Source organism: Paracidovorax sp. MALMAid1276, assembly GCF_049198005.1.
Taxonomy (GTDB): Bacteria; Pseudomonadota; Gammaproteobacteria; order Burkholderiales; family Burkholderiaceae_C; genus Acidovorax.
The window spans coordinates 1-10,597 of the sequence record NZ_JBMIRS010000261.1; the positions used below are offsets into that span (position 1 = coordinate 1).

Below are 10,597 nucleotides of genomic sequence, written 5' to 3' on the forward strand. Positions count from 1 at the left end.
ACCGACAAGCCCAGGGTGGCCCCCTGGGCGCAGGCGGTAGTGCCGCGCGAGACCGGTTTGTCGTGCGTTGCAGCCGATGCTCCTTCTGCCGCGCGGACTCCTGGGCCTGCCGCCATCAACGGGCCGCCGCAGCGGGCGCGCGGTGTGAGGCAGGCACGGTGGCCACGGCGGGCGGCAGCTCTTTGGCCTGCAGCGTGCGCACCTGGGTGACGAGCTGGTTGTGCGCATCCAGGAAGGCCGCCGCAATCACCTTGCCCTCGTTGGTATTGCTCCAGCCTGCACCGGCGCCGCCGCCCATGCGCCCGAGCACCACACCGCCCACACCCAGGTCGGTGGTGCGCGCGCTGCCTGTGGCGGCGGCCACCTGCTCGGTGGTCTCGTTGTCGGACAGCAGAAGCGCCGTCTGCGCCTCCTTGAACTTGACCTGTTCGACCAGCCCCGCCAGGCCCGCAATGTCGCGCAGCACCGGGATCATGGCCACCACGCCGCCCAGGCCCCGGCCCGCGTCCTGTTCGCTGAAGGTGAGGCTGGGAGTGAGCGTGTACTGCGCCTCATAGCCCTTGCCCCTGGCCACGGTGGAGTTCTGCTGGCGCAGCACGCCCGCATCCTTCAGCTCCTGCTCGCGCACGGTGCCGCGCAGGCCCGCGCCCCGGTCCACCACGCGGAAGCACCCGCTTTGCTGGGCCAGCAGCTTGACCAGCGGCACCGGCGACGGCGGCAGTTGGTAGCCCGAACCCATGACGTAGCCGTGGGGGTTTTCAGCCAGGGCGAGCGTGGCGACGGGCGCATCGCAGCGCACCAGTTCCTTGGCCGCGTTGTTCGCGCCCTGCGGGCCGGCCGATCCGGTGACCACAGAGCCGCCCTGGCCCAGTTCGGTCTTCTTCTCGCCGCAGCCCGGCAGCAGCACCGCCACGAGCAACGCCGATGCCATGGCAGCGCACAGCCGCGATGGCGGATGCGGACGCAGGGGGTTTGCATCGCAGGGTGCCGCTGGCGCGCTGCGGGCCGATGGCTGGTCAGAGAACATAGAAAATCTGCCCATGAAAAAAGCGGCCAGGGCCCAAGGCCCCGCCGCTTTGTGGTGTGCCGAACTGCATCCGTGCAGGCGGTCTTGGAAAGGAACCCGGGATCAGGCGGCCTTGACGGCGTCCGGGTTGCGCAGGCGGATGTGCAGCTCGCGCAGCTGCTTCTCATCCACCGGCGAAGGCGCCTGGGTGAGCAGGTCCTGCGCGCGCTGGGTCTTGGGGAAGGCGATCACGTCGCGGATCGACTCGGCGCCCGTCATCAGCGTGATCAGGCGGTCCAGACCGAACGCCAGGCCGCCGTGCGGGGGCGCGCCGTACTGCAGCGCGTCGAGCAGGTAGCCGAACTTGGCCTGCGCGTCATCGGGCGAGATCTTGAGCGCGGTGAACACCTTGCTCTGCACGTCAGCGCGGTGGATACGCACCGAGCCACCGCCCAGTTCCCAGCCGTTGAGCACCATGTCGTAGGCCTTGGCCAGGCACTTGCCCGGATCGGTGTCCATCAGGTCCTCGTGGCCGTCCTTGGGGCTGGTGAAGGGGTGGTGCACGGCCGTCCAGCGGTCTTCTTCCTCATCGTGCTCGAACATGGGGAAGTCCACCACCCACAGCGGGGCCCAGCGGTCTTCAAAGAGGCCGCCCTTCTTTCCGAACTCGCTGTGGCCGATCTTCAGGCGCAGCGCGCCGATGGCGTCGTTGACGATCTTTTCCTTGTCGGCACCGAAGAAGATCAGGTCGCCGTTCTGCGCGCCGGAGAGCTTGAGCACCTTGTCCAGCGCGGCATCGTGGATGTTCTTGACGATGGGCGACTGCAGGCCGTCGCGCCCCTTGGACAGGTCGTTGACGCGGATGTAGGCCAGGCCCTTGGCGCCGTAGATCTTCACGAACTCGGTGTAGGCGTCGATCTCGCCGCGGCTGATGCCGCCGTCTTCGGCCGAGCCGCCGGGCACGCGCAGGGCCACCACACGGCCGCCCTTCATGTTGGCGGCGCCCGAGAACACCTTGAAGTCCACATCCTTCATCACGTCGGTCAGCTCGGTGAATTCGAGCTTCACGCGCAGGTCGGGCTTGTCGGAGCCGAAGCGGTGTGCGGCCTCCTGGTAGGTCATGATGGGAAATTCACCCAGGTCCACGCCCAGCTGGGTCTGGAACACCTCGGTGATCATGCGCTGGAAGATCGCGCGGATCTCTTCCTCGCCCAGGAACGAGGTTTCGCAGTCGATCTGCGTGAACTCGGGCTGGCGGTCGGCACGCAGGTCTTCGTCGCGGAAGCACTTGGTGATCTGGTAGTAGCGGTCGTAGCCGGCCACCATCAGCATCTGCTTGTAGAGCTGGGGCGACTGGGGCAGCGCGAAGAACTGGCCGTCGTGCACGCGGCTGGGCACCAGGTAGTCGCGCGCGCCTTCGGGCGTGCTCTTGCCCAGCATGGGCGTCTCGATGTCGATGAAGCCTTCCTTGTCGAGGAAGTTGCGCACCTGGATGGCGGTCTTGTAGCGCAGCATCATGTTGCGCTGCATGTGCGGGCGGCGCAGGTCCATCACGCGGTGCGTGAGGCGGGTGGTTTCCGACAGGTTCTCGTCGTCCATCTGGAAGGGCGGCGTGACGGAAGGGTTGAGCACGTTCAGCTCGTGGCACAGCACTTCGATCTGGCCGCTCTTGAGCTTGTCGTTGGTGGTGCCGGCGGGGCGGGCGCGCACCACGCCCTTGACCTGCACGCAGAACTCGCCCCGCACGTCCTCGGCGGTCTTGAACATCTCGGCGCGGTCGGGGTCGCACACCACCTGCACATAGCCTTCGCGGTCGCGCAGGTCGATGAAGATCACGCCACCGTGGTCACGGCGGCGGTTCACCCAGCCCGACAGGGTGACGGTTTGGCCCAGCAGGGCTTCGGTCACAAGACCGCAATAGTGGGAACGCATGGCCATGGCAATAACTTCCGGCGCCGCTCAGGCGCTTGGTTGAAAGGGATTCACTGACTTGGAAGACAGGAGCGTGGTGTCCGGCGGGGCCACCACGCCCATCGAAACAATGTATTTGAGGGCGGTGTCCACGCTCATGTCGAGCTCGACGCAGTCGCTCTTGCGCACCATCACGAAATAGCCGCCCGTGGGGTTGGGGGTCGTGGGCACATACACACTCAGGAACTCGTCGCGCAGGTACGCGGCCACCTCGCCGTTGGGCGTGCCGGTCACAAAGGCCACCGTCCAGACCCCCTCGCGCGGCCACTGCACCAGCACCGCCTTGCGAAAAGCGTTGCCGCTTTCAGAGAACAGCGTGTCGGAGACCTGCTTGACGCTGGAGTAGATGGAGCGCACCACCGGAATGCGGTGCACCACCGCGTCGCCCCACTGCACCAGCTTGCGCCCCGCAAAATTGCTGGCGACAGCGCCCACCACCAGCAGGATGAGCAGCGTGAGCACCACGCCGAAGCCGGGCACGTGAAAGCCGATGAGCCGGTCGGGGTGCCAGGACTCCGGCAGGATCTGCAGGGTCTGGTCGAGCGTGCTCACGATCCAGCTCAGCACCCACGCCGTGATCACCCCGGGCACGATCACCAGGAGGCCGGTCAGAAGCCATTTGCGCAGGGCGGACATGAGGGTCTCAGGTGGGGGAAGACGAAGACGAGGAAGCAGAAGAAGATGCACCAGAAGCGGCTCCAGCGCTCGCTGCACTTGAGCTTGTAGCTTCTGATTTTGTAGCAGATGAGCTTGCGGGCGCCGACTCGGTGGAACCACCGGCCTTGGCATCCGCCGCGGGCGCCGAACTGCCGCTGCCGCTGCTGTTGCCGCCGCGGAAATCCGTCACGTACCAGCCCGAACCCTTGAGCTGGAAACCGGCTGCGGTGACCTGCTTGGAGAACGCTTCGGCGCCACACGCGGGGCACACCGTCAGCTGAGGGTCCGAGATTTTTTGCAGCACATCCTTCGCATGGCCGCAGGAGCCGCATTTGTAGGCGTAGATAGGCATGTCAGAGCGTGGACGGTAAATTGCAAAACCCTCAATTATAGGCGGCCCGCCCTTTGGCAAGCCGCCGAAAGCCCGTGCTGCAGAGAGAAGGTGGCGCAGAGGCCGCTCTCAGCCCTCTGCCCCGCCGATTCGGCTCAGGCGACCGTGCCTTCGTAGTGCGTGACGTGGCCCTTGTGGTCTTCGATCCACTGCGGCGCGAGCGAGCCGCCGATCATGCCCACCAGGGCGGCCAGAACGCCGGCCAGCTGCTGGGGAAAGGCCTCGGACAGCATGGGACTGGCCACGAACAGCAGCCACACCCCGAGGCCCATGGCCACGGCCAGGAGCGCGCCCTGGGTGGTGGCACGCTTCCAGTACAGGCCAAACACCAGCGGCACAAAAGCCCCCACCAGCGGCACCTGGTAGGCGCCCGACACCATTTCATAGATGGAGGTGCCCTGCATGGTGATGGCATACATCAGCACGCAGGCCGTGAACACCAGCACCGAGATGCGCATGGCCTTGAGCGTCTGGGCGTCCGTCATGCCCGGACGCAGGTTGTGCAGGATGTTCTCCACAAACGTGGTGGACGGCGCCAGCAGCGTGGCCGAGGCCGTGGACATGATGGCCGACAGCAGTGCGCCGAAGAACGCCACCTGCAGCACCAGCGGCATGCGCTCCATCACGAGCGTGGGCAACACCTTCTGGGGATCTTCCTTCAGCAGCTCCTGCGCCACATCAGGCATCACCAGCACGGCGGCCGTGACCACGAACATGGGGATGAAGGCGAACAGCAGGTACAGGATGCCGCCGATGACGGGCCCCTTGCGGGCGGTTTCGGGGCTGTCGGACGACATCACGCGCTGGAACACGTCCTGCTGCGGGATGGAACCAAGCATCATCGTGATGGCAGCGGCGAAGAAGAATGTCCATTCCTTGGCGCCCCCGGTGGGGAAGAACTGGAACTTGCCTTCGCGCGCAGCGTATTCCACCACCTTGCCGGCGCCGCCGGCCAGGTCGGCCGCATACCAGGCAATGGCCAGCAGGCCCAGGGCGATCACGATCATCTGCACGAAGTCCGTCATGGCCACGGACCACATGCCTCCATACAGGGTGTAGATCAGTACGATGGCCGTGCCGATGACCATGCCCAGGGTGACGGACACCGCGCCCTGCGTGAGCAGGTTGAACACCAGGCCCAGCGCGGTGATCTGCGCAGCCACCCAGCCCAGGTAGCTGAACATGATGATGGCCGAGCAGGCGACCTCGATCACGCGGCCGTAGCGCTGGCGGTAGTAGTCGCCCAGCGTGATGAGGTTCTTCTTGTAGAGCTTGTAGGCAAAGAACAGGCCCACCAGGATCAGGCACATGGAGGCCCCGAACGGGTCCTCCACCACCGAGCCCAGTCCGCCGTCCACGAACCGGGCCGACACGCCCAGCACGGTCTCCGAGCCGAACCAGGTGGCGAACGTGGTGGCAATCACCACCGCCAGGGGCAGGCTGCGGCCCGCCACGGCATAGTCGGCCGTGTTGTGCACGCGTGTGGCGGCATACAGGCCGATGCCAATGGATACCAACAGGTAGACAACGATGAACGTGATCAGCATGGCGCCGCTCCGAAACTCCAAGGTGGGGTTGAAAAAGCAGGGCACGCGCCCGGCGAAGGCGCAAAGCGCGCTGGCACCGGTTGCGGCCCTGCAGGCCAAGGGGTAACCGCTTTCCTACGAAAGTCGTAACAAAGTTTGCTGCGGATTATGGAGGCAACTTTCGTGCCCCACGCCATCGCAGCGGGTCGGGTCAGAAAATCCGGATCCGCAGGTAGAGCTGCATCGCCAGCAGGCCCAGCACAAAACCCACGCCGCCATAGATGATCGACTGCAGCAGGCGGTTGGTGCGTTTTTGCGCCTCCAGCAGCTCGCGCAGCACGTGGGCCTGATGCTCGGCGGGGCGCTGGCGCAGCGCGTCGTACATCAGGCGCGGCAGCTCGGGAATCAGCTTGGCGTAGTGCGGCGCTTCGGCCCGCAGCTCGCGCCACAGGCGCTGCGGGCCCATCTGCTCCAGCATCCACTTTTCGAGGAAGGGCTTGGCCGTGCTCCACAGATCGAGGTCCGGGTCCAGTTCGCGGCCCAGGCCCTCGATGTTGAGCAGGGTCTTTTGCAGCAGCACCAGCTGGGGCTGGATTTCGACATGGAAGCGCCGGGACGTCTGGAACAGGCGCATCAGCACCATGCCCAGCGAGATCTCCTTGAGCGGGCGGTCGAAATACGGCTCGCACACCGCGCGGATGGCCGATTCGAGGTCGTTCACGCGCGTTTCGGGCGGCACCCAGCCGCTTTCGATGTGCAGCTCGGCCACGCGCTTGTAGTCGCGGCGGAAGAACGCCACGAAGTTCTGCGCGAGGTACTCCTTGTCCACCTCGGTGAGCGTGCCCACGATGCCGAAATCGAGCGAGATGTAGCGCCCGAACGTGCCCGGCTCCAGGCTGACCTGGATGTTGCCCGGGTGCATGTCGGCATGGAAGAAACCGTCGCGGAACACCTGGGTGAAAAAGATCGTCACGCCATCGCGCGCGAGCTTGGGAATGTCCACACCCGCGTCGCGCAGCCGCCCCATCTGGCTGATGGGCACGCCGTTCATGCGCTGCATGACCATGACCTCGGCGTGGCAGAAGTCCCAGAACACCTCGGGGATCAGCACCAGGTCCAGACCCTGCATGTTGCGCCGCAGCTGCGCGGCGTTGGAGGCCTCGCGCACCAGGTCCAGCTCGTCGTGCAGGTAGTTGTCGAACTCGGCCACCACCTCGCGGGGCTTGAGGCGCTTGCCGTCGGCCGACAGGCTTTCCACCCAGCCCGCCATCATGCGCATCAGGCCCAGGTCTTTCTCGATCACGGGCAGCATGCCAGGGCGCAGCACCTTCACCGCCACGTCGCGCAGGATGCCGTTGCGGTCGCGCAGCGTGGCAAAGTGGACCTGCGCGATGGAGGCGCTCGCCACGGGCGTGCGGTCAAAGGACGCAAACACCTCGTCCACCGGGCGCCGAAAGGCACGCTCAATGGTGGCAATGGCGATGTCGGGATGAAACGGCGGCACGCGGTCCTGCAGGCGCGCCAGCTCGTCGGCCACGTCGGGCGGCAGCAGGTCGCGGCGCGTGGACAGCACCTGGCCAAACTTGACGAAGATGGGGCCGAGCCGCTCGAGCGCCTCGCGCAGGCGCTGGCCGCGCGGCGCGTCCAGGTTGCGCCCGATGGACAGGATGCGCGACACCAGGCGCAGCCAGGGCTTCTGGAAGCTGTCGAGCACCAGGCCATCCAGGCCGTAGCGGAACACCACCCACAGGATGGTGGCCCCTCGCAGAAAGCGCTTCATGCGCCTGCCCGGCCGGGCGGCTCGCTGGCGGGCGCCACCGGGGCCGTGGCAGCCAAGGGGCCGCCGGATGGCGCCGGGGCCGCAGATGCCATGCGCGCGCCCACGAACTGGCGCAGCGCCTGCGCCGCGCGCGTGGCGATGCCGGCCACCGTGTGGGCCGGCACGTCGCCAATCACCCGGGCCAGGTCTTCCTCCACGTCCCAGCGCACGTGGTCCACCAGCCAGTTGATGTCGGCCGCCAGCTGCACGTCGCCCTCGATGCGGATGGCGGGCTTGTCGCCGCGCAGTGCCGACTGGGCCAGCGACAGCGGCGATGTGTCCGTCACTTCCAGCCGCAGGTCGGGCACGGCGCCTTCGGGCGCGAGGTTGAACAGGCCCGCGGGCGTGATGACCAGCGCCATCGAATAGACACGCCACTGCACCCGGGCGACGCGCCCCTTCTGGCGCACCAGGCGGGCCATGGCCTCGGGCTCCTGCATCAGCACATGGTTGAGGAACAGCACCCCCCGGTGCTGCACCTCATGCACCAGCCATTGCGGGGGCTGCGGGCCGGCGGCCACGCGCTCGAAGAGGCCGTCCAGAAAAGAAAAAGGGGACTGTGGTGTTGCCATAGTCCCCAATTATTCCCTGAACCGGGAAGCCCCCAAAACAGGGGCGCCTGAACGATTGTTACTGCAGCGCTTGCACGCCCGCCACCAGCCAGCCGCTGCTGCCCGACTTGGACTTGGTCATGTTCCACACTTCGCGGAAAGGGCTCGGGCCGGCCGAGAGCTCTTCGCGGATCATGCCGGAGAACTCGACGCTGGCCATGTAGCCGTCGCCCAGGTCTTCGATGCCCAGCAGCTGGGCCTCGATCATGACCACGTCGGTGTGGTTGGGCTGCGCGCCACGGTGCGCTTCGCGTTCTGCCAGCTGGGTGCGGATCTCGTCCAGCATGTTGTCCGTCATCATCGAGCGCAGCGTGCCGATGTCCGAGCGGTCCCACGCAGCCTGCAGCGTCACGAAGTTGCGCTTGGCGGCAGACAGGAAGCCTTCGGTGTCGAAGCCGTCCGGAATGCCCCAGTTTTGCGAACCCGCAAGCCCTGAGCCGATCACCACACCCGTGCCCACTTGCCCGCCAGGGGCCTGGCGAGAGGCATCAAACGCCATGCTGTTGCGCTCCCAGGGGCGTGCCGATGCGTCGTTGCCCACGTTGTTCGGGCTGTATTGCGGTGGCACCTGCGCGGATGCCGGTGAGGCGGCACCGCCACCGGCGCCCTGGAAGGCGAAAGGTGCGCCGCCCGCAGCGGCATTGCCGTTGCCCCCGCCGCTGCGCGCGCGCATCACCATCTTGAAGATGGCAAACGCCGCCACGGCCAGCAACGCGATCATCAGGAAGTTGGCAAAGCCTGCGCCCAGGCCCAGCGAATGGGCCAGCCACGCCAGGCCGAGGCCGGCGGCCAGGCCGCCGAGCATGGCGCCCCAGGGCTTCTTGGGCGCTGCGGCGGGTGTTGCAGCAGGTGCCGCTGCCGGCTTGGCCGCAGCAGCATTGGTTGCGTTCTGGGCAGGAGCCCCCGGAGTGGCCGGCGGCGGGGTCGCCGACTCGCGCTGGGTCACATTGCTCGACTGCTTGCCCACCGACTTGCCACCGCCCAGGCGGCGTGCGTCGGCGTCCGCATGCGCGAACGCCAACATCGCCACCAACACCACAGACCACAGTTTCATCATGAGTTCTCCGTCTCCGTTAATCGCCGAGTGATTCGCTCAGCACTTGATTCCAACATGCAGCGCCACCACGCCGCCTGTCATGTTGTGATAGTCCACATGCCCAAAGCCATTTTTTTGCATGAGGCTTTTGAGCTCTTCCTGCCCCGGGTGCATCCGGATCGACTCGGCCAGATAGCGGTAGCTGGCATCGTCGCCCGCCACCAGCTTGCCCAGCTTCGGCAGCACCTTGAATGAATACCAGTCGTAGGCCTTCTCCAAGGGCTTGGCGACCTTGGAAAACTCCAGCACCAGCAGCCTGCCGCCGGGCTTGAGCACGCGGCACATCTCGGCGATGGCGCGGTCCTTGTGCGTCATGTTGCGCAGGCCAAAGGCCACGCTCACCACGTCGAAATGCGCATCAGGGAACGGCAGCTTCTCGGCATCACACACCAGCGTGGGCAGCACCACGCCCGCGTCGATGAGGCGGTCGCGCCCCACGCGCAGCATCGCTTCGTTGATGTCGGTGTGCACCACGCGGCCCGTCGCGCCCACCTTCTTGGAAAACGCCAGCGCCAGGTCGCCCGTGCCGCCGGCAATGTCCAGCACCTGGCTGCCTTCGCGCAGGTTGGCCACCATCACGGTGTAGGCCTTCCAGGCGCGGTGCAGGCCGGCCGACATGAGGTCGTTCATCACGTCGTATTTGGAGGCCACGGAGTCGAACACGCCGCGCACATGGCGGGCCTTGTCCTCTTCATCCACCGACTGAAAACCAAAGTGGGTCGTGCTCATAAGTTTCATGCTAGGCGCGCGAGCGCCAGAGGTACAGCGACAACCCCGCACCGAAATGGGGCTTGTGTCGCAATTCAGACAACTCAATTTCAAATAAAAATGGCCGCCAGCGCTTATCCATATTGAGCCAAAAGCTCCTATTTCAATAGCACACGAATCCAAGGGGCCTCCGCCAGCCCGCGGCAGGACAGCCCGTCTTCAGTGGCCGCCGCAGGCATGACCGCCCGCGCCGCCCTGGGGCTGCATGGGCGCATCGCGGTCCACCCCAGCGGCGGCCAGGCGTTCGGCGTACCGGGCCCACAGGGTCTCCTGCTGCTGCCCCAGTTCGTAGAGGTAGTCCCAGCTGAAGATGCCGCTGTCGTGGCCGTCGGAGAACGTGGGTTTCACCGCGTAGTTGCCCACGGGCTCCAGGTTGACCAGGGCCACGTTGCGCTTGCCGGTCTGCAGCACTTCCTGGCCGGGGCCGTGGCCCTGCACTTCGGCCGATGGCGAGTAAACGCGCATCAGCTCGAACGGAATGCGGAATGTGGCGCCGTCGGAGAACGCGACTTCCAGCACGCGCGAGGCCTCGTGCACCGTGAGCGCCTGCGGCGTGGGCGCACCCGCTTTCAAACCTGCCATGGAAACCCCTTGTGAGAAAACAATGTGATGCAGCGGCTCACGCCCCGGCGCAAGGCGATGCCAATGCTGCTAGGAGTCTGCGCGGCAGAAGGAGCATCGGCTGCAAGGCACGATAAACCGGTCTCGCGCGGGAGTAGCGCCTGGGCCCGGGGGGCCGCCCTGGGCTTGTC

11 protein-coding genes are annotated in these 10,597 nt (G+C 66.3%); 1 reads left to right on the forward strand and 10 read right to left on the reverse strand.

Features of this window, described 5'->3' with window-relative positions; translation table 11 throughout:
- Window positions 1-115 precede the first annotated feature (115 nt).
- From ACOQFS_RS22255 to ACOQFS_RS22275, 5 genes are all read right to left on the reverse strand, one after another.
- Window positions 116-931 carry a CsgG/HfaB family protein gene (locus ACOQFS_RS22255; RefSeq protein ID WP_421564984.1) on the reverse strand — a complete coding sequence of 272 codons (816 nt, stop codon included), beginning with the start codon at window positions 929-931 and terminating at the stop codon, window positions 116-118.
- Between the two features lie 198 nt (window positions 932-1,129).
- Window positions 1,130-2,944, reverse strand: coding sequence for an aspartate--tRNA ligase (aspS, locus tag ACOQFS_RS22260; protein ID WP_421564985.1), 1,815 nt, complete (start codon window positions 2,942-2,944; stop codon window positions 1,130-1,132).
- 21 nt (window positions 2,945-2,965) lie between these two features.
- Window positions 2,966-3,613 (reverse strand): DUF502 domain-containing protein, encoded by a 648-nt coding sequence (locus ACOQFS_RS22265; protein ID WP_421564986.1) that lies wholly within the window; start codon window positions 3,611-3,613, stop codon window positions 2,966-2,968.
- Between the two features lie 7 nt (window positions 3,614-3,620).
- A complete protein-coding gene (locus ACOQFS_RS22270) occupies window positions 3,621-3,986 on the reverse strand; it encodes an FmdB family zinc ribbon protein (protein WP_421564987.1) in 366 nt (121 codons plus the stop codon).
- Window positions 3,987-4,120: 134 nt separating this feature from the next.
- Complete coding sequence (locus ACOQFS_RS22275; RefSeq protein ID WP_421564988.1) at window positions 4,121-5,572, reverse strand: sodium:solute symporter family protein; 1,452 nt, start codon at window positions 5,570-5,572, stop codon at window positions 4,121-4,123.
- On the opposite strand from ACOQFS_RS22275, the gene ACOQFS_RS22280 reads away from it, so the two are divergent.
- Window positions 5,556-5,678, forward strand: a complete 123-nt coding sequence (locus tag ACOQFS_RS22280; protein ID WP_421564989.1) for a hypothetical protein — start codon at window positions 5,556-5,558, stop codon at window positions 5,676-5,678. The two genes, ACOQFS_RS22275 and ACOQFS_RS22280, sit on opposite strands and share 17 nt — an antisense overlap.
- A gap of 84 nt (window positions 5,679-5,762) precedes the next feature.
- Here the strand turns inward: ACOQFS_RS22280 and ubiB are convergent, their stop codons facing one another.
- The 5 genes from ubiB to ACOQFS_RS22305 form a co-directional block, all read right to left on the reverse strand.
- Window positions 5,763-7,331 carry a ubiquinone biosynthesis regulatory protein kinase UbiB gene (gene ubiB, locus ACOQFS_RS22285; RefSeq protein ID WP_421564990.1) on the reverse strand — a complete coding sequence of 523 codons (1,569 nt, stop codon included), beginning with the start codon at window positions 7,329-7,331 and terminating at the stop codon, window positions 5,763-5,765.
- Complete coding sequence (locus tag ACOQFS_RS22290; RefSeq protein ID WP_421564991.1) at window positions 7,328-7,942, reverse strand: ubiquinone biosynthesis accessory factor UbiJ; 615 nt, start codon at window positions 7,940-7,942, stop codon at window positions 7,328-7,330. The genes ubiB and ACOQFS_RS22290 overlap by 4 nt, the downstream gene beginning before the upstream one ends.
- Before the next feature lie 58 nt (window positions 7,943-8,000).
- Complete coding sequence (locus ACOQFS_RS22295; protein ID WP_421564992.1) at window positions 8,001-9,038, reverse strand: Tim44 domain-containing protein; 1,038 nt, start codon at window positions 9,036-9,038, stop codon at window positions 8,001-8,003.
- 36 nt (window positions 9,039-9,074) lie between these two features.
- Entirely contained in the window at window positions 9,075-9,806 is a 732-nt protein-coding gene (ubiE, locus tag ACOQFS_RS22300; RefSeq protein ID WP_421564993.1) for a bifunctional demethylmenaquinone methyltransferase/2-methoxy-6-polyprenyl-1,4-benzoquinol methylase UbiE, read from the reverse strand.
- A 198-nt stretch (window positions 9,807-10,004) separates the two neighbouring features.
- Window positions 10,005-10,427, reverse strand: a complete 423-nt coding sequence (locus tag ACOQFS_RS22305; RefSeq protein WP_421564994.1) for a gamma-butyrobetaine hydroxylase-like domain-containing protein — start codon at window positions 10,425-10,427, stop codon at window positions 10,005-10,007.
- Window positions 10,428-10,597: the final 170 nt, after the last annotated feature.